Annotated in this window: 18 protein-coding genes; 13 read left to right on the top strand and 5 right to left on the bottom strand. The window is 71.5% G+C overall.

The features are described 5' to 3' along the window. From RH94_RS41995 to RH94_RS02325, 3 genes are all read left to right on the top strand, one after another. Positions 1-433: MMPL family transporter (locus RH94_RS41995; RefSeq protein WP_234425476.1), on the top strand; the 433-nt coding region annotated here is incomplete at its 5' end. Between the two features lie 82 nt (positions 434-515). Then, positions 516-1,748 carry a sensor histidine kinase gene (locus RH94_RS02330; protein WP_073946014.1) on the top strand — a complete coding sequence of 411 codons (1,233 nt, stop codon included), beginning with the start codon at positions 516-518 and terminating at the stop codon, positions 1,746-1,748. A 43-nt stretch (positions 1,749-1,791) separates the two neighbouring features. Next, complete coding sequence (locus RH94_RS02325; RefSeq protein ID WP_073946013.1) at positions 1,792-2,484, top strand: response regulator transcription factor; 693 nt, start codon at positions 1,792-1,794, stop codon at positions 2,482-2,484. A 27-nt stretch (positions 2,485-2,511) separates the two neighbouring features. On the opposite strand, the gene RH94_RS02320 is transcribed toward RH94_RS02325, so the two are convergent. After that, positions 2,512-5,349, bottom strand: a complete 2,838-nt coding sequence (locus RH94_RS02320) for a glycoside hydrolase family 3 protein (RefSeq protein WP_073946012.1) — start codon at positions 5,347-5,349, stop codon at positions 2,512-2,514. A gap of 388 nt (positions 5,350-5,737) precedes the next feature. Between RH94_RS02320 and RH94_RS02315 the strand changes: the two genes are divergently transcribed. Genes RH94_RS02315 through RH94_RS02290 form a run of 6 tightly spaced genes read left to right on the top strand, consistent with a single transcriptional unit; the run spans position 5,738 to position 14,374 of the window. Beyond that, positions 5,738-7,426 carry an extracellular solute-binding protein gene (locus RH94_RS02315; protein ID WP_073946011.1) on the top strand — a complete coding sequence of 563 codons (1,689 nt, stop codon included), beginning with the start codon at positions 5,738-5,740 and terminating at the stop codon, positions 7,424-7,426. 28 nt (positions 7,427-7,454) lie between these two features. Next, entirely contained in the window at positions 7,455-8,492 is a 1,038-nt protein-coding gene (locus RH94_RS02310) for an ABC transporter permease (protein ID WP_073946010.1), read from the top strand. Then, positions 8,489-9,424 (top strand): carbohydrate ABC transporter permease, encoded by a 936-nt coding sequence (locus RH94_RS02305; RefSeq protein ID WP_073946009.1) that lies wholly within the window; start codon positions 8,489-8,491, stop codon positions 9,422-9,424. Before RH94_RS02310 ends, RH94_RS02305 begins: the two co-directional genes overlap by 4 nt. A gap of 41 nt (positions 9,425-9,465) precedes the next feature. Next, on the top strand, positions 9,466-11,418 hold the full coding sequence (locus RH94_RS02300; RefSeq protein ID WP_234425475.1) for a beta-galactosidase: 1,953 nt from the start codon (positions 9,466-9,468) through the stop codon (positions 11,416-11,418). Beyond that, a complete protein-coding gene (locus RH94_RS02295; protein WP_073946007.1) occupies positions 11,415-13,613 on the top strand; it encodes a glycosyl hydrolase family 95 catalytic domain-containing protein in 2,199 nt (732 codons plus the stop codon). The genes RH94_RS02300 and RH94_RS02295 overlap by 4 nt, the downstream gene beginning before the upstream one ends. Before the next feature lie 47 nt (positions 13,614-13,660). Further along, complete coding sequence (locus tag RH94_RS02290; protein WP_073946006.1) at positions 13,661-14,374, top strand: glycoside hydrolase family 12 protein; 714 nt, start codon at positions 13,661-13,663, stop codon at positions 14,372-14,374. 73 nt (positions 14,375-14,447) lie between these two features. Here the strand turns inward: RH94_RS02290 and RH94_RS02285 are convergent, their stop codons facing one another. After that, positions 14,448-16,499, bottom strand: a complete 2,052-nt coding sequence (locus tag RH94_RS02285) for a glycoside hydrolase family 31 protein (RefSeq protein WP_073946005.1) — start codon at positions 16,497-16,499, stop codon at positions 14,448-14,450. Between the two features lie 94 nt (positions 16,500-16,593). Then, positions 16,594-17,607, bottom strand: a complete 1,014-nt coding sequence (locus RH94_RS02280) for a LacI family DNA-binding transcriptional regulator (protein WP_073946004.1) — start codon at positions 17,605-17,607, stop codon at positions 16,594-16,596. A gap of 386 nt (positions 17,608-17,993) precedes the next feature. Between RH94_RS02280 and RH94_RS02275 the strand changes: the two genes are divergently transcribed. Then, positions 17,994-19,934 carry an acyl-CoA dehydrogenase family protein gene (locus RH94_RS02275; RefSeq protein WP_073946003.1) on the top strand — a complete coding sequence of 647 codons (1,941 nt, stop codon included), beginning with the start codon at positions 17,994-17,996 and terminating at the stop codon, positions 19,932-19,934. Between the two features lie 13 nt (positions 19,935-19,947). On the opposite strand, the gene RH94_RS02270 is transcribed toward RH94_RS02275, so the two are convergent. Next, positions 19,948-20,367, bottom strand: coding sequence for a PIN domain nuclease (locus RH94_RS02270; RefSeq protein ID WP_073946002.1), 420 nt, complete (start codon positions 20,365-20,367; stop codon positions 19,948-19,950). Next, positions 20,364-20,573: a type II toxin-antitoxin system VapB family antitoxin gene (locus tag RH94_RS02265; protein ID WP_073946001.1), complete on the bottom strand. Its 210-nt coding sequence runs from the start codon at positions 20,571-20,573 to the stop codon at positions 20,364-20,366. Before RH94_RS02265 ends, RH94_RS02270 begins: the two co-directional genes overlap by 4 nt. Positions 20,574-20,692: 119 nt before the next feature. Between RH94_RS02265 and dxr the strand changes: the two genes are divergently transcribed. The 3 genes from dxr to ispG all read left to right on the top strand — a co-directional run. After that, positions 20,693-21,955 (top strand): 1-deoxy-D-xylulose-5-phosphate reductoisomerase, encoded by a 1,263-nt coding sequence (gene dxr, locus RH94_RS02260; protein WP_073946000.1) that lies wholly within the window; start codon positions 20,693-20,695, stop codon positions 21,953-21,955. Positions 21,956-21,963: 8 nt separating this feature from the next. Then, on the top strand, positions 21,964-23,256 hold the full coding sequence (locus RH94_RS02255) for a M50 family metallopeptidase (protein ID WP_199880845.1): 1,293 nt from the start codon (positions 21,964-21,966) through the stop codon (positions 23,254-23,256). A 174-nt stretch (positions 23,257-23,430) separates the two neighbouring features. Continuing rightward, positions 23,431-24,540, top strand: a 1,110-nt coding sequence (gene ispG / locus RH94_RS02250; RefSeq protein ID WP_073946019.1) for a flavodoxin-dependent (E)-4-hydroxy-3-methylbut-2-enyl-diphosphate synthase, incomplete at its 3' end; no start/stop codon positions are given.

Here is a 24,540-nt window from a genome sequence, read left to right as displayed (position 1 = left end):
GGTCCTCGGCATCGAGGGCAACGACCCGGCCCTGCCGCTGCTGTCCTTCGTCTTCCTGGTGGCGCTCGGCGTCGACTACGGCATCTTCCTGATGCACCGGATGCGGGAGGAGTCGCTGTCCGGCCTGGCTCCCGAGGCCGCGGCGCTCAAGGCGCTGCGCGCCACCGGCGGCGTCATCGCCTCGGCGGGACTGGTGCTGGCGGCGACCTTCTCGGTGCTGGCCAACATGCCGCTGGTGATGCTGGTGGAGCTGGGCTTCGTGATCGCGGTGGGCGTGCTGCTGGACACCTTCCTCGTACGGACCTACCTGGTCACCTCGGCCAGTGTGGCGCTGGGCCGCAAGGTGTGGTGGCCCGGGCCGCTGTCCAAGGAACCGCCCGCGCGGGAGGACCGGCCGGCTCCGCCGGTGCAGGAACCGGCGGCGCTGCGCTGACCGTACGAACCGGGGCCGCCGGGCGGCGGAGAGCGGCTTTCCGGGCTCGTCCGGGCCCGGAAAGCCGCGGCGATCGGGGAGGATGAAGGACGTGTCGACCGTAGGAGTGCACCCGGGGCGGCGCCGGTGGAAGCGGCCGGCGCGGCGGGACTGGCTGACCACCGCCGTCGTCGGCGCGCTGACGGTGCCGCCGGCCTTCCTCCCGCAGGGCGACGGGAAGGTGACCGACGCCCTGGGCTGGGTGCTGGTGGCGGCCATGGTGCTGCTCACGGCGTGGCGCCGGCTGTACCCGCTGGGGGTGCTGCTGGTGCTGGTGCCCCTCCAGCTCGCCTACCACTCGCTGGGCAACGCCCCTGTGACACCGGTGGTGGCCTCCATGGTCATCCTCTACTCGCTGGCGGTGGCCGGTCCGCGCCGCCGCACGTTCATCGTCGTCCCGAGCCTGCTGGCGGTCGCGCTGACGATGATGCTGACCGTGAGTGTGCATGACGGGCTGGAGCTGATCCGCACCTCCGGCTGGATCCTGGCCTGCACCCTGCTCGGCGAGGCGGTACGGGTGCACCGCAACTACGTGGGCGCCATCGTGGAGCGGGCGGAGCGGGCCGAGCGGACGCGCGAGGAGACGGCCGCCCGCCGGGTCGCGGAGGAACGGCTGCGCATCGCCCGCGACCTGCACGACCTCCTCGCCCACAGCATCACCCTCATCGGCGTGCGGACCTCCGTGGCCGCGCACGTGCTGAACGCCGATCCGGAGCGGCTCGACCGCGCCACCCTGTCCCAGGCGCTGGAGGGCATCGCCGACACCTGCCGGGAGGCCCGGCGCGAGCTGAAACGGACGCTGGAGGTGCTGCGGGCGGAGGAGGACGGCGGACCGCCGCCGGGTCTCGGTTCACTGGCCGGCCTCGGCAGGGCGGCCGAGTCGGCGGGGGCCACGGTGTCCCTGTCCGTCTCGGCCGACGGCGAGGTGCCGCCGGCGGTCGGCGCGGCGGCGTACCGCATCGTCCAGCAGGGGCTGACCAACGCGGTGCAGCACGGCGGGCCCGAGGTCGGCATCCGGGTCTCCGTCGCACTGGACGAGGCGTCGGCGGCGCTGCTGGTGGACATCGTGGACGACGGCTCGCCCGCGGACGGCTCACCCGCGGACGGCGCGGCCACCGGCCGGCCGCCCGGCCACGGCCTCATCGGTATGCGGGAGCGGGCCCGCAGTGTCGGCGGCACGGTGGCGGCCGGACCGCGGGCCGACGGCCCGGGCTTCGCGGTCCGCGCGGTCCTGCCCTGCGCGGAGGCCGCGCCCCGCACGGAAGTCGCACCATGACCCGGATCCCGCCGCAGGAATCCCGCCCCAGGAGAAGAGGCCCATGACGGAGACCATCCGGGTGGTGCTGGCCGACGACCAGCACCTCGTACGCTCCGCCTTCGCGATGCTCATCGACGCCACCCCGCACATGGAGGTCGTGGGCGAGGCCGCCCACGGCGGGGAAGCCGTCGAACTCGCCCGCACCGCACGGGCCGACGTGGTCGTGATGGACATCCGCATGCCCGAGCTCGACGGCATCGAGGCGACCCGGCGGATCGCCGCCGACGAGGACCTCGCCGGCGTGAAGGTCCTCGTCCTCACCACGTACGACACCGACGAGCACGTCATCGACGCCCTGCGCGCCGGGGCCTCCGGCTTCCTGGTGAAGGACACCAGGCCCCGGGACCTGCTCGACGCCATCCGCACCGTCGCGGCCGGCGAGGCCCTGCTCTCGCCCGGCCCCACCGCCCGCCTCATCGAGCGGGTCGTCAGGACACACCCGGGCGCCGTACCCGCGCCGGGCCGGCCGGAGGCCCTGGGCGAGCTCTCCCCCCGCGAGCGCGAGGTCCTGGTGCTGGTCGCCCGCGGCCTGAACAACAGGGAGGTCGCCGACGCCCTCGTCCTCTCCCCGCTGACCGCGAAGACCCACGTGAGCCGCATCATGGGCAAACTGGGAGCGCGGGACCGGGCGCAACTGGTGGTGCTCGCCTACGAGTCCGGGCTGATCGTTCCCGGCGGACCGGGCGACACGTGACGAGCCGTACGGAGCGTGTCCGGATCCTCAACCGGTGAAGCCGACCCGCGCGAGTCGCAGCGGGCCGCGCAGCCTGAGGTGCACGTCGTGCACGCCGTCGGCGGTGAGCTCGGCGGTGAGCGTGGTGTAGTCGTACGGCCCCGACGTGGGGGTGCGCAGAGTGAGCTCGGTGAGCGACGGGCCGCCGTCGAGGGAGAGTCCGACCGTGCCCTCGCCCGCCACCTCCACGCTCACCCTCGTCACACCGGTGCCGAAGTCGCAGTCCCGGTAGAGCAGTTCGCCGGTCCTGTCCGGTGCCGGTGCCACCGCGTCACCCGTCGTCCTCGTCCGGTCGACGATCTCGATGCCCGACTGCTCGTCGAAGTCGGCCGCGTTCAGGCCGTGTTCCCGGACCGGGCGCGGTGCGCCCGGCTCGCCGTCGAGGGTGAGGGTCGCGCGGAGGCGGACGTCCTCGCTGGAGGTGCCGACGAGGAGGTCGTACGGGCCCGGCTCCAGCCGCCACCGGCCCCGGGACACGTCCCAGAACTCAAGTGCGGAGAGCGGGACTTCGAAGGTCAGGTCCGCCTTTTCGCCGGGGGCGAGGGTGATCCTGCGGTGGGCCGCCAGCTCGCGGCGCGGGCGCGGGACCGACGGGTTCACGGCGCGGGTGTAGAGCTGGGCGACCTCGTCGGCGGTGACCCGCCCGGTGTTGGTGACCGTGAAGGACACCCGCACCACGTCCTCGTCGAGCCGGACCGCCAGGTCGCCGTAGCCGAACGACGTGTACGACAGCCCGTGCCCGAAGGGGAACAGCGGGGTGCCCTCGAAGTACAGGTAGGTCTGGCGGCTGCCGATGACGTCGTAGTCGAGCAGGTCCGGCAGGTCGGAGTCGTCCTCGTACCAGGTCTGCGGGAGCCGGCCGGCGGGGGAGACGTCGCCGGCCAGCACCCGGGCCAGCGCGGTGCCCGCCGCCTGGCCGCCGTGCGCGGTCCAGAGCACCGCCCGCAGGTGCGCGGGCTCGATCGCGTACGGGTACGACGAGACCAGCACCAGCGCCGTGTCGCGGTTGGCGGTGCGGGCGGCGCGCAGCAGCCGCTCCTGGTGCTCCGGCAGCCGCAGGGTCGTACGGTCCGCCGTCTCCCGGCCCCCTATGTGCGGGTCGTTGCCCGCCACGACGAGCACCACGTCGGCCCGGGCCGCCGCACGGGCCACCGCCTCCTCGCCGCGCTCGGTCACCACCGGTTCGAAGACCGCGGGGTCCTCCTCGGCAACCTTCACGCCGTCCGCGGCGACACAGACGTGACGCCCCGTCCCGAGGTGCCGCAGGAGGTGACCGCTGCCATGGGGTTCGAGGCGGAACGTCTCCTGGACGACCCAGCCGCCGGGCTGGTCGGCCGAGGCGCGTACGTAGCCGTCGTCGGCCACCGAGAGGTGGCGGCCGTCCGGGGCGCGCAGGGTCAGGACGCCCTCGCCCCAGTCCACCAGGGCGAGTTCGGTGCCGGTGGCGTCGGTGGTGAGCGGGGGCAGGTCCGTGCGGCCGGCCAGCAGGGCCGGGTCCAACGCGCCCTCGGCGCCGCGTACGTGGTCGCTCGCCGCCTCGGCGGGCGGTACGTGCAGGAAGGTGCCGTCGGCCGTGCGCAGCCGTATCCGGTCCACGCCCTCCGCGAACTCGACGCGCTCGGCGCCGAACCGCTCGTACAGGCCCTCCAGCGGTGTGGAGCGGTGCAGCAACGTGCCGCTGTACCAGTCGAGTTTGCACTCGTCGGCGAGCAGGCCGACCACCGCGACGCGGGTGCCGGGGGCGAGGGGCAGCAGGCCGTCGTTCCGCAGCAGGACGACGGCCTGCTCGGCGGCCTCCCGGGCGAGCGCGCGGTGCTCCGGGGTGTCGAAGTCCCCGGTCGCGGCGTGCGGGTCGTGGTCCGGGTCGAACTCGCCGAGCCGGAAGCGCACCGAGAGCTGCCGGCGCACGGCCGCGTCGACGTCGGCCTCGGTCAGCAGTCCCTGCTCCAGGGCGCCCCGCACGCGCGCCACGGTGTTCGCCGGGTCCGTGCCGTGGTCGGTGAAGCTGTCCACACCGGCCAGCAGCGCGGCCGCCGTGGCCTCCTCGTGGGTGGCGAAGTAGTGCTCGGAGTCGACCAGGTTGGAGGGCGCGCCCGCGTCCGAGCAGACCAGCAGGTCCTGGTCGGTCCAGGTGCGCAGGTGCTCGCGCAGGTAGGGCGAGACGTGGTTGGGGCGGCCGTTGACCAGGTTGTAGGCGGGCATCACACCGGCCACCGCGCCCGCCTCGACCGCCTCGCGGAAGGCGCGCAGGTCGTACTCGTGCAGGACGCGCGGGCGCACCGAGGACGACGTGGTGTCCCGGCGGGTCTCGTTGTTGTGGGCCAGCCAGTGCTTGAGGACGGGGGCGGTGCGCCAGTACACCGGATGGTCGCCGCGCAGGCCGCGGGTGTAGGCGACGGCGATCGCCGAGGTCAGCTTCGGGTCCTCGGCGTAGCCCTCCTCGTTGCGGCCCCACAGCGGGTGGCGCAGCAGGTTCACCACCGGTGCCCAGACGTTGAGGCCCACGCGGTCGTCGCGGGCGCGCATCGCCCGGGCCTCCTTGGACACCGCCTCGCCGACCCGGCGCACCAGGTCGTCGTTCCAGGTCGCGCCGAGCCCGACGGCCTGCGGGAACACCGTCGCCGGGCCCATCCACGCCACCCCGTGCAGCGCCTCCTGGCCGGTGCGGAACGCGGCGAGGCCCAGCCGCTCCACCGCGGGCGCGAACTGGTGCAGGAAGGAGACCTTCTCCTCCGGGGTCAGTCGTGCCAGCAGGTCGTCGACGCGCTTCGCGAACGGCAGCTGCGGATCGCGGAACGGTGGCGTGCGAGGCGTTCGTACGGTCACGTCGGGGTCCCCTTGCGATGGAACGGCGGGCCTCTTTCGAAGCGCTTCGATGCTCAGTCGGTCCGGGGTCGGGTGTCAAGACACCCCGGGGCAACAACCGTGACTTCCGGCCCACTTCTCAAGGCTCGTAGGAGAGTCGTCCGGTTCTCCGCACCTCGGAGGAATCTTGGATCCGGCTCTTGTGCACCCCCAGGTGTTCACTTAACCTCGCAGCAACATCGAAGCGCTTCGACGGAGGGAATCGCCCCAGCGGCGACGGACTTCCTCCGGCATTCCTCCGAGGACCGCTTCAGCTCAGCCAGTTCCGCTCGAGACATCGAGACATCAGGACACCGCAGCCGACGGCTCCTCCGCCGGGTGCCCTGGTGCGCCACGAAGGGTTGACGCAATGACGCCGAACGCCGCCTCCGCCGGCCCCAGCCGGAGAAGCCTCCTCGCCTCCACGGCGGTCGCCGCCGCAGCAGTGGCCGGAGGGATGCCGCTGCTCACCGCCTGCGGCGAATCCGGCGGCGGCTCGCGCGGCGGCACCACCTCGGGCAAGGACGCCAAGAAGCTGCTGCCGTCCTACGTGGCGAACAACGTCGTCGCACCCGACATCCCCGCCAGGAACGGCTCCGCCGCCGGCTTCACCCGCGGACTCGACCTCGCCGGCCTCAAGACCTCCGTACCGAAGAAGCTGGGCAAGGGCGGCAAGGTCAGCGTCATGGCGCCGTTCTGGGGCTCCCCGCCCAAGCAGGACAACCCCTACTACCGGGCGATGAACGACGTCGTCGGCGCCGACGTCGTCTGGCAGAACCAGGACGGCAACACCTACGACCAGAAGCTCGGCGCGGTCCTCGCCTCCAGCAGCATCCCGGACGTCGTGGTGATCCCCGGCTGGAACATGGGCGGCAAGATACCCAGCGCGATCATCAGCAAGTTCGCCGACCTGGGCCCCTACCTCTCCGGGGACGGGGTCAAGGAGTACCCGAACCTCGCGGCGGTCCCCACCGACGCCTGGCAGCGCTCCATCTTCGGCGGCAAGCTGCGCGGCCTGCCGATGCCCGCGGCCTACGTCACGAACATCGTGCCCCTCTACCGCAAGGACCTCTTCGACAAGGAGGGGTACGAAGTCCCGCGCTCCGCCGACGAGTTCATGGCCCTGGCCAAGGAGATCACCAATGCCCGTGCCAAGCGGTGGGCCTGCGGCGACATGAAGTGGACCGCGTTCAACGCCTTCGGGGTGCTCTCCGGCAGCGAGAAGCCGCTCGGCTGGGGCCTCGTCGACGGTAAGCTGGTCAACCGCGTCGAGACCCAGGAGTACCTGGAGGCGCTGGAGTGGACCCGCAAGCTCTTCGCCGCCGGATACGTCCACCCCGACTTCGAGCTGGGCAAGAGCGCCTCCACCGACCCGGGCCCCAAGTTCGCCGCCGGCGAGTTCCTGATCTACAACAACGACATCTCGCAGTGGTACGGCCGGACCGCCGAACAGGCCAACCAGAACCCGGACTTCAAGGTCTCGGGCATGGACGTCTTCGGCCACGACGGCGGCAGCCCCACCCTGTGGGCCACCCAGCCCGCCAACATCTTCGCCTTCGTCAGCAAGAAGGCATCCGAGTCCGTCGTCCGCGATGTGCTGGCCCTCGCCAACGTCACCGCCGCCCCGTACGGCACCAAGGAGTACATGCTCACCAACTACGGCGTCGAGGGCACCCACTACACCCTCAAGAACGGGGTCCCCGTCAAGACCGACCAGGGCAACAACGAGGTCATCAACGCCTACGTCATGATCGCGAGCCCCGCCCCGACCCTCGCCCACCCCGACTTCCCTGACGTCACCCGGGCCCAGGTCGAGTGGCAGCAGCGGATGGGCGCCTTCACCAGGAAGTCCCCCTTCTACGGCATGCAGATCACCGAGCCCGCCCGCTGGACCAACCTGTCCAACGACTTCGAGCAGCTGGAGGACGACATCGTCCGCGGCCACAAGAAGATCGGCGACATGCAGCAGGCCGTCTCCGACTGGAGGACGAAGGGCGGCGACAAGCTGCGCGACTGGTACCGGAAGATCCTCGACGAGAACGGCTCGGCGGCAGGCTGACCCGGACGCTGAGGCAAGGAGAACGGCCGTGTCCCACAGCACGGTGCCTCGGAACGGGGCCGAGGCCGACACGACGGCGAGGACCCCGGTGGCGTCCGGCGGCGCCACCGGACCCCGCGACGAGCGACGCCGGGGCGGCCGGCTGAGCCTGCGGATCAGGTTCGGACGCGACCGCGTGCTGCTCCTGATGACCCTCCCGGCGCTCGTCCTCGTCCTGCTCTTCAACTACGTACCGATCCTCGGCAACATCGTCGCCTTCCAGGACTACGACCCCTACATCAGCGACAACGGCGTCGTCTCCATCCTGCACAGCCCCTGGGTGGGCCTGGAGAACTTCCGGTCGATCTTCGCGGACTCGGCCTTCTGGAACGCCGTGCAGAACACCCTGGTGCTGTTCTTCCTCCAGCTCGTGCTGTACTTCCCCATCCCGATCCTGCTCGCGCTGCTCATCAACAGCGTGGTCAGGCCCCGGGTGCGGGCGGTCGCGCAGGCCGTCCTGTACCTGCCGCACTTCTTCTCCTGGGTGCTGGTCATCGCCGTCTTCCAGCAGCTGCTCGGCGGCGCCGGACTGCTCTCCCAGCTGCTGCGGCAGCACGGCTACGACGGCCTCGACGTCATGACCGACCCCAGCACCTTCAAGTTCCTCATCACCGCGCAGAGCGTGTGGAAGGACGCGGGCTGGGGGATCATCGTCTTCCTCGCCGCGCTCACCTCGGTGAGCCCGGACCTGTACGAGGCCGCCGCGATGGACGGCGCGGGACGGTGGCGCCGCATCTGGCACGTCACCCTGCCCGCGCTGCGCCCGGTGATCGCGCTGCTGCTGGTGCTGCGCGTCGGCGACGCCCTCACCGTCGGCTTCGAACAGATCCTGCTGCAACGCGACGCCGTCGGACCGGGGGCCGCGGAGGTCCTCGACACCTTCGTGTGGTGGAACGGCGTCCGCAACCAGGACTTCGGCTACGCGGCCGCCGCCGGACTGATCAAGGGCGTGGTCAGCCTCGGACTGGTCCTCGCCGCGAACAAGGTGGCCCATCTCATGGGCGAGCAGGGGGTGTACAAGAAGTGACCGCCGTGACCGACAGGCCCGTACGGGGACCGCGCCGGTGGGCCGCCCCGCCCCGGCCGGTGTGGGAGGAGAAGCCCACCGGGGCCGGTCTGGCGGGCAAGGGGCTCGTCCTCGTCCTGGCCTGCCTCGCGATCCTCTTCCCGCTGTGGATCGTCGTCGTCACCAGCCTCTCCTCCCGCAAGACCATCGACGAGGCCGGCGGCCTGGTCATGGTCCCCAAGGGCATCACCTTCATCGCCTACGAGGAACTGCTCAGCGGCGGGCAGGTCACCCGCGCCGCGATCGTCAGCATCCTGGTCACCCTGGTCGGCACGCTGTTCTCGATGACCGTGTCCGTCCTGTGCGCCTACGGCCTGTCCCGCACCGGTTCCCTCGGCCACCGCTGGATCCTGATGACGCTGCTGGCGACGATGTTCTTCAGTGCCGGTCTCATCCCGACCTACCTGCTGGTGCAGACCCTCGGCCTGACCGACACCTACCTCGCGCTGATCCTGCCCAGCGCGGTGAGCGTGTTCAACATCCTCGTCCTGCGCGGCTTCTTCATGGGCATCTCGCCGGAACTCATCGACAGCGCCCGCATCGACGGCGCCGGCGACCTGCGCATCCTGTGGCGGATCGTCATGCCGCTGTCCCGCGCGGTGCTGGCGGTGATCACGCTGTTCTACGCCGTCGGTTACTGGAGCGCGTGGTTCAACGCGTCGCTGTACCTCAACGACCAGAACATGCTGCCGCTGCAGAACGTCATGATCCAGCTCGTGCAGAAGCAGGAGGCGCCGGTGGGACTCGCCCAGTCCATCAAGACGGGACAACTGTCCGGGCTCGCCGTGCAGATGGCGGTCATGGTGATGGCTCTGCTGCCGGTCGCGGTGCTGTCCCCCTTCGTCCAGAAGCACTTCAGGAAGGGGATGCTGACGGGGGCGGTGAAGGGCTGAGGCCCGGGCCGCACATTCAGGAACCGAGGTATGTCATGCGCATGACTCATGGTCGCATCCTCTTCGGCGGCGACTACAACCCCGAGCAGTGGCCCGAGGAGACCTGGTACGACGACGTACGCCTGATGAAGGACGCCGGCGTCAACTCCGTCACCCTCGGCGTCTTCTCCTGGGCGAAACTCGAACCCCACCCGGGAGCCCGCGAGTTCGGATGGCTCGACCGGCTCATGGACCTGATGCACACGGGCGGCATCGGCGTCGTCCTGGCCACCCCCACCGCCTCGCCCCCGCCCTGGATGGGCCGGCTGCACCCCGACACCCTGCCCCGCGACGAGGACGGCCGCACCGAGTGGTGGGGCGGCCGCCAGCACTTCTCGCACTCCAGCGCCACCTACCGCCGCTACGCCGCCGCCGTCACCGAGGACCTGGCCGCCCGTTACGCCGGCCACCCCGCCCTCACGATGTGGCACATCAACAACGAGTACTGCACCTACGACTACGGCGACGAGGCCGCGGCCGCCTTCCGCCGCTGGCTGCGCGACAGGTACGGCACCCTCGACGCCCTCAACACCGCCTGGGGCACGGCGTTCTGGAGCCAGGGCTACGACAGCTGGGACGGCATCCTGCCCCCGCGCCGCGCCCACTACCTGAAGAACCCCGGCCAGGTGCTGGACTTCCGCCGCTTCACCTCCGACGCGCTCCTGGAGTGCTGCCTCGCCGAGCGCGACATCGTCCGCCGGCACACCCCGCACACCCCGGTGACCACCAACTTCATGCCGCTGTGGTCCGGACAGGACGGCTGGCGCTGGGCCGAGGAGGAGGACGTCGTCTCCGTCGACCTCTACCCCGACCCGCGCGACCCCCTCGGCGCCCAGTACGGCGCCCTCGTCCAGGACCTCACCCGCTCCCAGGCCCGCGGCCCCTGGATGCTCATGGAACAGGCCGCCGGGCCCGTCAACTGGCGCGGCGTCAACCGGCCCAAGCCCCGCGGCCTGGGCCGCCTGTGGTCCCTGCAGGCGGTGGCGCGCGGCGCCGACGCCGTCTGCTACTTCCAGTGGCGCCAGTCCCGGCAGGGCGCGGAGAAGTTCCACTCCGGGATGGTCGGCCACGCGGGGGAGAGGGGCCGCACGTTCCAGGAGATCAAGCGGATCGGCGCCGAACTGCGGGAGATCGGCGGTGAGGTGGCGGGTACGCGCCTCACCGCCGGCGTCGCCGTCCTCCACGACTGGCACTCCTGGTGGGCCACCGACCAGGACGGCCGCCCCTCCACGCACGTCGGCTACCCGGACGTACTGCGCGCCTGGCACCGCGCCCTCTGGGAGGCCCACCTCACCGCCGACTTCGCCCACCCCGAGCACGACCTCACCGCGTACCGGCTCGTCGTCGTCCCCCAGCTCTACCTGCTCACCGACGCGGCGATCGACAACCTCCTGGCCTACGTCTCCGGCGGCGGCACCCTCGTGTGCGGCTTCCTCACCGGGATCGCCGACGAGGACGACCGCGTCCGCCCCGGCGGCATGGACGCCCGGCTGCGCGGGCTGTTCGGCATCCGCACGCTGCACGAGTGGTGGCCGCTGGAGCCGGGGGAGACCGTCGAGTGCGAGGGCGGCCTGCGCGGGACGCTGTGGTCGGAGGAGATCGAGGCCGCCGGCACCGCCGACGAGACCGTCCCCTACCGGGGCGGTGAGCTCGACGGGCTGCCCGCCGTGCTGCGCCGGGGCCGCGCCTGGTACGTCTCCACGCTCCCGGAGCCCGAGGCGCTGCGCGCCCTGCTCGCCCGTGTCGCCGCCGGCGCCGGAGTCCACCCGCCGCTGGACGGACTGCCCGCCAGGGTCGAGGCCGTCCGGCGCGGCGAGCTGCTGTTCCTGCTCAACCACGGGCGTGAGCCGGTGACCGTCGACGTGCCGGGCACCCACCGGGACCTGCTCACCGGGGCGGCCGTGACCGGCCGCACCACGCTCGGACGTTACGGAGTGGCGGTGCTGAAGCCATGAGCGGCGGACTGCGGCACGGAACCTGGGAACCGCTCCCGGCCGCCCGCTGGGAGGACGCCTTCCTCAGCGGCAACGGCCACCACGGCGCCCTCGTGTTCGGTGATCCGAACAGCGACCGTGTCATCGTCACCCATCACACCCTCGTACGCCCCAACGGCGGCGAACACGCCCGGCCCCCGCGTCTCGCCGGTGAACTGCTCGCCGTGCAGGACCGGTTGCTCGCCGGTGACCTCACGGCCGCCGAGTCCTTCACGGACGGCCGCCCGCTGCAGTGGGTGCAGCCCTTCCACCCGGCCTTCCGGATCCGGCTGCGGCGTCCGTCCGGAACCTGGCACTCCTACCGCCGCCGCGTGGACTTCTCCACCGGCGAGACCACGGCCGCGTGCGCGGACTGGAGCAGCCGTGTCTTCGTCTCCCGCGCCGACGACGTGATCGTCCAGCACGTCACCGCGCCCGGCCTCACGCTGGACGTCTGCCTGGACCACCGGCTGCCCGGAGCCCCGGCCGGCCTGGGCGTCGACCACGGGGCGCTGCTGACCGCCGAGGGCGCCGTACTGAGCCTGCGCGCCCGCTACCCCGGCGGCGACCGCGCCTACACCGGCGTGACCCTGATCGCCGTCACCGGCGGCACCACGGCGCTCGCCCCGCCCGGGGTGCGCGTCACCGGCGCGGACGCGGTGCTGCTGCTCACCCGGGTGCGGCGGCACACCGGGGAGCCGGACCCGACCGCCGAGGCACGGGCCCTGCGCGACCTGCTCACCGAGCGCACGTACGACGACCTCCTCGACCGCCATCTGCCCCCGCACCGCACCGCCTACCACCGCGTCACCCTCGACCTGCACGGCGATCCGGCCGAACGCGCACTGCCTGGCTCGGAGTTGCTGAAGCGCCCCCGCAGCACGGCCCTGCTGGAGCGGCTGTTCGCGGCCGGCCGCCACCACCTGCTCTCCTCCAGCGGCCTCCTCCCGCCCCGGCTCACCGGACTGTGGACCGGCGACTGGAACACGGCCTGGTCCGGCGCGTTCACCACCGACGCCAACCTCAACCTCCAGACCGCCTCCGCCGCCGCGGCCGACCTCCCCGAGGTCAGCGAGGCCCTTGCCCGGCTCGTCCAGGCACAGCTACCCGACTGGCGGGAGAACGCCCGCGCGATCTTCGGCACCCGGGGCGCCGTCGCGCCCGCGCACACCGACGGCGAGTCCGGCCGCGCGTACCACTTCAGCCGTGAGTACCCCCTGCACCTGTGGACCGCCGGCGCCGACTGGCTCCTCAAGCCGCTCGTCGACCACGACGAGACGCGCGGCGCACAGGATCCGCGCACCGCCGCCGCCCTCGCCGAGGCCGCCCGGTTCTACGAGGACTTCCTCACCCGCACGGACGCCCGCGGCCACCTCGTGGTCGTCCCCTCCTACTCGCCCGAGAACCGTCCCGCGAACGGGAGCTGGGGCGCGCTGAACGCGGCCATGGACCTCTCCGCCGCCCGGCACGCCCTGCGCACGGCCGCCGCGTACCACCCCGGCACGCCCGAGGCCGAGCGCTGGCAGGCCCTCGCCGACCGCCTCCCGCCGCACCGGATCAACGCCGACGGCGCCCTCGCCGAATGGGCGTGGCCCGGTCTGGAGGACACCTACGACCACCGCCACCTCAGCCACCTCTACGCCGTCTGGCCGCTCGACGAGATCGACCCCCACGACACCCCGGACCTGGCCGCCGCCGCCCACCGCGCCCTCGTACTGCGCGGCGCGGAGAACGACTCGGCCCACGGCCACCTCCACCACGCCCTGATCGCGGCCCGCCTCGGGGACGGCGAGCGCGCCGCCCGGGCGCTCGCCGGCGTGCTGGACGGCGACTTCTTCCACGCCTCCCTGATGAGCGCCCACTACCCGAACCGCGACGTCTACAACGCGGACGCCGCGCACACCCTGCCCGCCGTGCTGATCGAGATGCTGGTGCGGTCCACTCCGGACCGGCTGGTCCTGCTCCCCGCGCTTCCGGCGGCGTACCCGGAGGGCGAACTGCGCGGCGTCCGCACCCGGTTCGGGGCCGGACTCGACCTCGCCTGGAGCAACGGCACGGCCACGGCACTCCTGCGCCCCACCCGCACCCTGCGCGTCGAACTGAGGACTTCCTCCGGCGCCCGACCGCTCGACCTGGTCGCCGGAGAAGACCGCGTCCTCGAACTGGAGGCGTGGTGATTCCCGCACAACCCCCCGTACTTCCCCCCACCCATGGAAGGAATCCCATGGCAGCACGCACCCTGAGCAGGCTCTCCAAGGCCCTGCTCGCCCCCGCCCTCGCGCTCGGCGCCACCGTCGGCCTCGCCTCCGCCCCCGCCCAGGCCGCCGTCTGGAACTCCTGCGACCAGTGGGGCAACACCACGCTGAACGGCTACATCCTCTACAACAACATCTGGGGCTCCGGCACCGGCAGCCAGTGCATCTGGGCCAACTCCGGCACCAACTGGGGCGTCTGGGCCAACCACCCCAACACCGGCGGCATCAAGTCCTACCCCAACGCCAAGAAGGTGATCAACAAGCCGATCACCTCGCTCTCCTCGCTCACCAGCAACTACAACGTCACCGTGCCGTCCTCCGGCGCGTACAACACGTCGTACGACATCTGGGACACCGCCTACAAGTACGAGATCATGCTCTGGGTCAACAAGACCGGAGCCGTCGGCCCGCTCGGCACCTCCCAGGGCAGCGTCACCCTCGGCGGCTCCACCTGGACCGTGTACAAGGGCAACAACGGCTCGAACGAGGTCTTCTCGTTCATCCGCAGCTCCAACTCCACCTCGGGCACGGTCAACATCCTGCCGATCCTGAAGTGGATCAAGGACACCAAGGGCTGGTTCGGCAACGTGACCATCGGGGACGTGCAGTTCGGCTACGAGATCACGTCCTCGTCCGGCGGGCTGGACTTCACCACCAACAGCCTCACCGTCAGCGGCGGTTGATCCTGGCGTCCGCATGAGCGCGCGGCCGGTCCCTCCCCTACGGGACCGGCCGCACGTCCGCGTCCGGGCCGGGCTACCCGGCGATCGGCAGCTCGGCCCCGTCCCGCAGGAACAGCGGGATGCGGTCCAGAGGGGCGTCGACCGTCACGGCCGTACCGCCCTCGTACGTCCGGCCCGTCCACGCGTCCGTCCAGCGGGCGCCCGCCGGGAGGTGGGTGGTCCGGGCCGTCGCGCCCGCCGTCAGCACCGGGGCCACCAGCAGGTCCCGGCCGAGGAGGTAGGCGTCGTCCACCGTCCACGCCGCCTGGTCCCCGGGGAACTCCAGGAACAGCGGCCGCATCACCGGCAGCCCCTCCTCGTGGGCCTCCCGCATGACCTCCAGGACGTACGGCTTCAGGCGCTCGCGCAGCCGCAGGTACTTCTCCAGGACCGGGTACGCCTCGTCGCCGTAGGACCAGACCTCGTTGGGGCCGCCGGTCATCTCCGGGCCCAGCGGCATGCCCGGGGCGCGGAAGCCGTGCAGGCGCATCAGCGGCGACAGCGCGCCGAACTGGAACCAGCGGACCAGCACCTCCCGGTACGCCGGGTCGTCCGGGTCGCCGCCGTGGAAGCCGCCGATGTCGGTGTTCCACCAGGGGATGCCGGACAGGGCGGTGTTCAGGCCGGCCGCGATCTGGCGGCGCAGGGTGGCGAAGTCGGTGCCGATGTCACCGGACCACAGGGCGGCGCCGTGGCGCTGACTGCCCGCCCAGGCCGAGCGGTTGAGGGTGATCACCTCGTCCACGCCGGCGGCGCGCAGGCCCTCGTCGAAGGCACGGGAGTTCTCGGCCGGGTAGAGGTTGCCGACCTCCAGGCCGGGGCCCGCCCAGTAGCGCAGGTTCTCGGGGAAGCCCGGTTTCAGCTCCGGCTCGCAGGCGTCCAGCCAGAAGGCGGTGATGCCGTACGGGTCCAGGTAGTTCTCCTTGATCCTGGACCACACGAAAGCGCGCGCGTCGGGGTTGGTGGCGTCGTAGAAGGCCACCTGGACGGTGGAGGCGACCTCCTTGTCCGGCCAGTCCGCGTGTGCCATCGGGCCGTACTGGGTGCCGATGAAGTAGCCGCGCTGGTCCATCACCGGGTGGTTCTCCGACAGCGGGGACACCGAGGGCCAGACGCTCACCACCAGCTTGATGCCGAGCTCGTCCAGTTCGCGCACCATCGCCGCCGGGTCCGGCCACTCCTTGGGGTCGAACCTCCACTCGCCCAGGTGCGTCCAGTGGAAGAAGTCGCAGACGATCGCGTCGACGGGCAGGTTCCGGCGCTTGTACTCCCTCGCCACGGCGAGGAGTTCGTCCTGGGTGCGGTAGCGCAGCTTGCACTGCCAGAAGCCGGCCGCCCACTCCGGCAGCATGGGCGTGCGGCCGGTCACCGCGCTGTAGCGGCGCTGGGTGTCGGCCGGGGTGCCCGCGGTGATCCAGTAGTCGATCTGGCGGGCGGAGTCCGCCACCCAGCGGGTGCCGTTGCCGGCCAGCTCCACGCGGCCGATCGCCGGGTTGTTCCACAGCAGGGTGTAGCCGCGGCTGGAGGTGAGCACGGGGATGGTCACCTCGGCGTTGCGCTGGACCAGGTCCAGGACCAGGCCCTTCTGGTCGAGCCGGCCGTGCTGGTGCTGGCCGAGGCCGTACAGCTTCTCGTCGTCGTAGGCGGAGAAGCGCTGCTCCAGGCGGTGGTGGCCGTTGCCGACGGCGGTGTAGAGGCGGGGGCCGGGCCACCAGAAGTGGGCGCGTTCCTCGGCGAGCAGCTCGGAGAGGTCGTCCGTGCGCAGGAAGCGGATCAGGCCCTCGGCGTTCACGTCGACCGTGAGCGCGCCGACGGTCAGGCGCCCCCGGCCGTTCTCGACCCTGACGGTGCTCCCGGTGGCCGGGGCGTCCGGGAGGAGCGCGCCGGGCAGGCCGTCCAGGACCGGGCCGCCGAGCCGGGCGCGCACCCGGACCGCGTCCGGGCCCCACGGCTCGATGCGGACGGTCTCCTGGCGGCCGCTCCACTCCAGCGCGCCGTCCCGGTCGCGGAAGGTGCCGGCGGTGGGGGAGGACTGGGCGAGGCTGACCGTGCCGTGCGGAGGGCGGGTCTCGGCATGCTGGTTCACGGAGTGCTCCTTGGAGGAGTGCGGACAGGGGTGTCCTGGGGGGCGCGGGAGGGCATGGGGGTGCCCGGGGCCGGGCGCCGGGTGGGGCGGGTGGTCAGGAGCGGGAGGGGGCCGGGCCCGAACTCGCCCGGACCGTCAACCCGGGCGGGAGGAGCACCACTTCGTCCGTGCCGCGCCCGTCGAGCTTCGCCATCAGGTGCTCGACCGCGCGCCGGCCCATCTCCTGGGCGGGGATGCCCACTGAGGTCAGGCGCACCGAGGCCTGGACGGCCACCTGGTCGGGGCAGATCGCGACCACCGACATGTCCTCCGGCACGGCCCGGCCCTGCTGGCGCAGCAGGGCGAGCAGGGGTTCGACGGCGGACTCGTTCTGCACGACGAAGCCCGTGGTGGCGGGGCGCTCGTCGAGGATCCGGGACAGTGTGGCCGCCATCGCGTCGTAGCCGCCCTCGCACGGGCGGTGCAGCGCCCGCAGGCCCAGCTCGCGGGCCCGGGAGCGCAGACCGTCGAGGGTGCGTTCGGCGAAGCCGGTGTGGCGCTCGTAGACCGCGGGCGCCTCGCCGATGACAGCGATGTCACGGTGCCCGAGCATCGCCAGGTGCTCCAGGCAGAGCGCACCCGTCGCGCCCCAGTCCAGGTCGACGCAGGTCAGGCCGGTGGTGTCGGCGGGCAGGCCGATCAGGACGGACGGCTGGTCGGTCGCGCGCAGCAGCGGCAGCCGCTCGTCGTCGAGCTCGACGTCCATCAGGATCATGGCGTCGGCGAGTCCGCTGCCGGTGACCCGGCGCACGGCGTCGGGGCCCTCCTCGCCGGTGAGCAGCAGCACGTCGTGGCCGTGGGCGCGGGCGGTGGTCGCCACGGCGATGGCGATCTCCATCATCACCGGTACGTACATGTCGGTGCGCAGCGGGACCATCAGGGCGATGATGTTCGACCGGTTGCTCGCCAGGGCGCGGGCGCCCGCGTTCGGGTGGTAGCCGAGCACCCGGATGCTCTCCTCGACCCGCCGTCGGGTGCTCGCGGAGATGGACCGCTTGCCGCTGAGGACGTAGCTCACCGTGCTCGCCGAGACTCCGGCGTGCTGGGCGACCTCGGCGAGGGTGACCATCCAGCTCTCCCAGCTTTGTGAAGCGCTTCGACAGTGCGCGTTGCTGACATCGGGCGGTGAGGGTGGTTCGACAGTAACCGCAGCAGGAGTGGGTGTCCATAGGCTGTCGAAGCGCTTCGACTGTTTTCTTCCGACGGCCTCGGACGGCAGGGGCGGCGACAAGGGCGGCGGCAAGGGCGGCAGAGCCATCCGAATGGAGCACACGACTGGTCGCCGCGCCGCGCCCCCCTGATGCTGGGTGACACCGCACCGAAACAGAACGGTGGACTGCGAGCGTCCGTGCGCGAGGGGTGGTGGGTCCGCCCGGTATCGGGTACATACGATCCAGTAGCACCGGTCGGTAACGTACCGCCCTCACAATCCCTATTCGCGGCGAGGTGAGCCTCATGTCCGCACCAACGTCCAACAAGCCCACCGTCACCGAGCGCGAGGCACGCCAGGTGGCGGAGGCCGCCCGGGAACAGGACTGGCGCAAGCCCAGCTTCGCCAAGGAGCTGTTCCTCGGCCGCCTCCGGCTGGACCTCATCCATCCGCACCCGCTCCCGGCCGACGACGACGTCCAGCGCGGCGAGGAGTTCCTCGCCAAGCTGCGCGACTTCTGCGAGACGAAGATCGACGGCGCCCGGATCGAGCGCGACGCGCGCATCCCGGACGAGGTCGTCACCGGCCTCAAGGAACTCGGCGCGCTCGGCATGAAGATCGACACCAAGTACGGCGGCCTCGGCCTGACCCAGGTCTACTACAACAAGGCGCTCGCCCTGGCCGGCTCCGCCAGCCCCGCGATCGGCGCGCTGCTCTCCGCGCACCAGTCGATCGGCGTACCGCAGCCGCTGAAGATCTTCGGCACGCAGGAGCAGAAGGACACCTTCCTGCCACGCTGCGCCCGCACGGACATCTCCGCCTTCCTGCTGACCGAGCCGGACGTGGGCTCCGACCCGGCGCGCCTGGCGACCACGGCGGTCCCGGACGGGGACGACTACGTCCTCGACGGGATCAAGCTGTGGACGACCAACGGGGTGGTCGCCGACCTCCTCGTCGTCATGGCGCGCGTGCCGAAGTCCGAGGGCCACCGGGGCGGCATCACCGCCTTCGTCGTCGAAGCCGCCTCCGAGGGCGTCACGGTGGAGAACCGCAACGCCTTCATGGGCCTGCGCGGCATCGAGAACGGCGTCACCCGCTTCCACCGGGTGCGCGTCCCGGCCGCCCACCGCATCGGAGAGGAGGGCCAGGGCCTGAAGATCGCCCTGACCACCCTCAACACCGGCCGGCTCTCCCTGCCCGCGATGTGCGCGGGCGCGGGCAAGTGGTGCCTGAAGATCGCCCGAGAGTGGTCGGCGGCCCGCGAGCAGTGGGGCAGGCCGGTCGCGCTGCACGAGGCGGTCGGCTCCAAGATCTCCTTCATCGCGGCCACCACCTTCGCGCTGGAGGCGGTGCTCGACCTGTCCTCCCAGATGGCCGACGAGAACCGCAACGACATCCGCATCGAGGCCGCCCTCGCCAAGCTCTACGGCTCGGAGATGGCCTGGAAGATGGCCGACGAACTGGTCCAGATCCGCGGCGGCCGCGGCTTCGAGACGGCCGCGTCCCTCGCCGCCCGCGGCGAACGCGCGGTCCCCGCCGAGCAGATGCTGCGCGACCTGCGCATCAACCGCATCTTCGAGGGCTCCACCGAGATCATGCACCTGCTGATCGCGCGCGAGGCCGTCGACGCACACCTCTCGGTCGCCGGCGACCTCATCGACCCCGACAAGTCCCTGTCGGACAAGGCGAGGGCGGGCGCGAACGCGGGCGTCTTCTACGCCAAGTGGCTGCCGAAGCTGGTCGCCGGCCCCGGTCAGCTCCCGCGCTCGTACGCCGAGTTCCACCCGCCCGGCCACCGCGACCTCTCGCCCCACCTGCGCTACGTCGAACGCCACGCCCGCAAGCTCGCCCGCTCCACCTTCTACGCCATGTCCCGCTGGCAGGGCCGGATGGAGACCAAGCAGGGCTTCCTCGGCCGGATCGTCGACATCGGCGCCGAACTGTTCGCGATGAGCGCGGTATGCGTCCGCGCCGAGCTCCTGCGCACCCAGGGCGACCACGGCCGCGAGGCCTACCAGCTCGCCGACGCCTTCTGCCACCAGTCCCGCATCCGCGTCGCCGAGCTCTTCGACCGCCTGTGGACCAACACCGACGACCTGGACCGCAAGGTCGTCAAGGGCGTTCTCGGCGGCACCTACACCTGGCTGGAGGAGGGCGTCATCGACCCGTCGGACGACGGCCCGTGGATCGCGGACGCGTCACCCGGGGAGCCGAGGAGGGAGAACGTGCACCGGCCGATCCGGTGACGGTGAGGACCGGCTACAGGCTGCCCGGCGGCGCCAGCCACTGGGTTCGCTGACCGGTGACGGACGCGATGGTCTCGAAGTCGTTGTCGTAGTGCAGCACGGTGAGTCCCTGGAGCTCGGCGGTCGCGGCGACCAGCAGGTCGACCGCGCCCGCCGAGCGGTGCGAGCCCTTCGCGGTGAGTTCCTGCTGCACGCTCCACGCCCGTGTCAGCGCGCGGTCGTCCAGCGGCGCCCAGCCGAACAGCAGATCCAGGTCGTCCACCAGCTGCTCGCGGTCCTCGGCGTTCCGGGCGCTGTACAGGAACTCGATCTCGGTGACCGGGCATCGGGCGATGAGGCCCTCCGCCAGGGGTTTCTCCCAGTGCGCGCGGGCCGGCGGCCTGAGGATCCGGACCAGGGCGCTCGTGTCGATGAGGTAAGCGGCAGCGGTCATCGACGGTAGTTCGCCTTGTCCAGGAGCATGTCGAAGTCGCCCGCGTCGGCGCGCGCGGCCAGGCGGGCCAGTGCGAGGGCGCGCTTCTTGCGTTCGACACCGTCCTTGAGCGCCGCGGTCACGGTGTCCTTCTTCGTCTTGGTGCCGAAAGCTATGGCGGCGTCCGCGAGCAGCTGCTCGTCGATGTCGATCAGGGTCTTGGCCATGACAGCACCTCCATATATGCGAATTGCTCTCCAGTATATCTCGATCCTCGGGCCCGCCGACTCACCTTCCGGGGGCACGCCCTGTCCTGCCCGGTGGCCGTTGCCGCCACAATGGGGGGATGAGCGACAGTCCAGCCTCTCTTGCCGATCCGCATCTCGTCTTCGACCCCGTCACCGGGGACGGGCCCAAGGACGTGGTGGTCCTCGGGTCCACCGGGTCCATCGGCACCCAGGCCATCGACCTCGTGCTGCGCAACCCGGACCGCTTCCGGGTGACCGGGCTCTCCGCCAACGGCGGACGGGTCGGGCTCCTCGCCGAGCAGGCGTACCGGCTCCGGGCGCGGACCGTCGCGGTGGCCCGCGAGGACGTCGTACCGGCGCTGCGCGAGGCGCTGTCCGCGCAGTACGGGACGTCCGAGCCGCTCCCCGGGATCCTGGCCGGACCGGACGCGGCCACCCAGCTCGCCGCCTCCGACTGTCACACCGTCCTCAACGGCATCACCGGCTCCATCGGCCTCGCCCCGACCCTCGCCGCCCTGGAGGCGGGCCGCACTCTCGCGCTCGCCAACAAGGAGTCGCTCATCGTCGGCGGCCCGCTGGTCAAGGCGCTGGCCAAGCCGGGCCAGATCATCCCCGTGGACTCCGAGCACGCCGCCCTCTTCCAGGCGCTGGCCGCCGGGACGAGGGCCGATGTGCGCAAGCTCGTCGTCACCGCCTCCGGCGGGCCCTTCCGGGGCCGCAGCAAGGAAGAACTCGCGAGCGTCACCGTCGAGGACGCGCTCGCCCACCCCACCTGGGCCATGGGCCCGGTGATCACGGTCAACTCCGCCACCCTGGTCAACAAGGGCCTGGAGGTCATCGAGGCGCACCTGCTGTACGACATTTCCTTCGACCGCATTGAGGTGGTCGTGCACCCGCAGTCGTATGTCCACTCGATGGTTGAGTTCACCGACGGATCCACGATCGCCCAGGCGACGCCCCCCGACATGCGCGGGCCCATCGCCATCGGCCTCGGCTGGCCCGAACGCGTCCCCGACGCCGCGCCCGCCTTCGACTGGAGCACCGCGTCGACCTGGGAGTTCTTCCCCCTCGACAACGACGCCTTCCCCTCCGTCGGGCTCGCCCGGCACGTGGGCCGGCTCGGCGGCACCGCCCCGGCGGTGTTCAACGCGGCGAACGAGGAGTGCGTCGACGCGTTCCTGCGCGGCACACTGCCCTTCAACGCAATCATGGAGACCGTGACACAAGTGGTCGAGGAGCACGGCACACCCCGCACGGGAACCACGCTCACCGTGCCGGACGTCCTCGAAGCGGAAACCTGGGCCCGCGCCCGGGCCCGGGAACTGACAGCGCAGACGGCGACCGCGGAGGCGCGTGCATGACGTCCCTGATGATGATCCTCGGCATAGTCGTCTTCGTGGTCGGCCTGCTGTTCTCGATCGCCTGGCACGAGCTGGGGCATCTGTCCACCGCCAAGCTCTTCGGCATCCGCGTGCCGCAGTACATGGTCGGCTTCGGCCCGACCCTGTGGTCGCGGCACAAGGGCGAGACGGAGTACGGCATCAAGGCCATCCCGCTCGGCGGCTACATCCGCATGATCGGCATGTTCCCGCCGGGCGACGACGGCCGGATCACCGCACGCTCCACCTCGCCCTGGCGCGGCATGATCGAGGACGCCCGCTCGGCGGCCTTCGAGGAGCTGCGCCCCGGCGACGAGAAGCGCCTGTTCTACACGCGCGCCCCGTGGAAGCGGGTCATCGTGATGTTCGCGGGCCCCTTCATGAACCTGATCCTCGCGTTCGTGCTGTTCCTGACCGTCCTCATGGGCTTCGGCATCTCGCAGCAGACGACCACCGTCAGCTCGGTCTCCCAGTGCGTCATCGCGCAGAGCGAGAACCGCGACACCTGCAAGAAGACCGATCCCCTCGCCCCGGCCGCGGCCGCGGGCCTGAAGGCCGGCGACAAGATCGTCTCCTTCAACGGGGTGAAGGCCGACAACTGGAACCAGCTCTCCGACCTCATCCGCGCCCACCCCGGAAAGGACGTGTCGATCGTCGTCGACCGGGGCGGCCAGGACGTCACCCTGCACGCGAAGATCGCCACCAACCAGGTCGCCAAGAAGGACTCCCACGGCCAGATCGTGCAGGGGCAGTACGTCAACGCCGGCTTCCTCGGCTTCAGTGCCGCCAACGGCATCGTCCGCCAGGACTTCGGCCAGTCGGTGACCTGGATGGGCGACCGCCTCGGCGAGGCCGCCCACTCCATCGCGAGCCTGCCCAGCAAGGTCCCCGCCCTGTGGAACGCGGCCTTCGACGGTGCCCCCCGCCAGCCCGACTCCCCGATGGGCGTGGTCGGCGCGGCCAGGGTCGGCGGCGAGATCTTCACCCTGGACATCCCGCCCACCCAGCAGCTGGCCATGGCCCTGATGCTGGTCGCCGGCTTCAACCTCTCCCTGTTCCTGTTCAACATGCTCCCGCTGCTGCCGCTGGACGGCGGCCACATCGCGGGTGCCCTGTGGGAGTCGCTGCGCCGGAACCTGGCGAGGCTGCTGCGCCGCCCGGACCCGGGGCCGTTCGACGTGGCGAAGCTGATGCCGGTGGCTTATGTGGTGGCGGGGGTCTTCATCTGCTTCACGGTCCTGGTCCTGATCGCCGACGTGGTCAACCCCGTCAAGATCTCCTAGCCACCCACTGTTCGGAGGTGGCCGGGCGGGTCTTCCGCCCGGCCACCTTCCATTGAGTGGGTTTGACGGGTGGGATGTGCTGGCGCGCGCGGCCGTGCCGTAATCTCGGAGCCTGGGAGCCCCCGCCGCTGACCGGGGCCGGACCTTGATCCACGACTTGGGGTTGCACAGCAGATGACTGCGATTTCTCTCGGCATGCCGTCCGTTCCGACCAAGCTCGCCGAGCGCCGCAAGAGCCGGCAGATCCAGGTCGGGTCCGTGGCGGTGGGCGGGGACGCGCCGGTGTCGGTGCAGTCGATGACGACGACCCGTACGTCGGACATCGGTGCCACGTTGCAGCAGATCGCCGAGTTGACGGCGTCGGGCTGTCAGATCGTGCGGGTGGCCTGTCCCACGCAGGACGACGCGGACGCGCTGGCGGTCATCGCGCGCAAGTCGCAGATCCCGGTGATCGCGGACATCCACTTCCAGCCCAAGTACGTGTTCGCCGCGATCGAGGCGGGCTGTGCGGCCGTCCGGGTCAACCCGGGCAACATCAAGCAGTTCGACGACAAGGTCAGGGAGATCGCCAAGGCGGCGAACGACCATGGCACGCCGATCCGGATCGGGGTCAACGCCGGGTCGCTGGACCGGCGGCTGCTGCAGAAGTACGGCAGGGCCACCCCGGAGGCGCTGGTGGAGTCGGCGCTGTGGGAGGCGTCGCTGTTCGAGGAGCACGACTTCCGGGACATCAAGATCTCCGTCAAGCACAACGACCCGGTGGTGATGGTCGAGGCCTACCGGCAGCTCGCCGCGAGCTGCGACTACCCGCTGCACCTGGGGGTCACCGAGGCCGGTCCGGCCTTCCAGGGCACCATCAAGTCGGCCGTCGCCTTCGGTGCGCTGCTCTCCCAGGGCATCGGCGACACCATCCGGGTGTCGCTGTCGGCGCCGCCGGTGGAGGAGATCAAGGTCGGCATCCAGATCCTGGAGTCGCTGAACCTGCGGCAGCGCGGCCTGGAGATCGTCTCCTGTCCGTCCTGCGGCCGTGCCCAGGTCGACGTCTACAAGCTGGCCGACGAGGTCACGGCCGGTCTGACCGGCATGGACGTGCCGCTGCGGGTGGCGGTGATGGGCTGTGTCGTCAACGGTCCGGGGGAGGCGCGGGAGGCCGACCTCGGGGTCGCCTCCGGCAACGGCAAGGGGCAGATCTTCGTCAAGGGCGAGGTCATCAAGACCGTCCCGGAGTCGAAGATCGTGGAGACCCTGATCGAGGAGGCCATGAAGATCGCCGAGCGGATGGAG

This window comes from Streptomyces kebangsaanensis (assembly GCF_001906585.1).
Lineage (GTDB): Bacteria > Actinomycetota > Actinomycetes > Streptomycetales > Streptomycetaceae > Streptomyces > Streptomyces kebangsaanensis.
The sequence above is the reverse complement of the archived record's forward strand: the minus strand, read 5'-3'. Positions and strand labels throughout refer to the sequence as shown.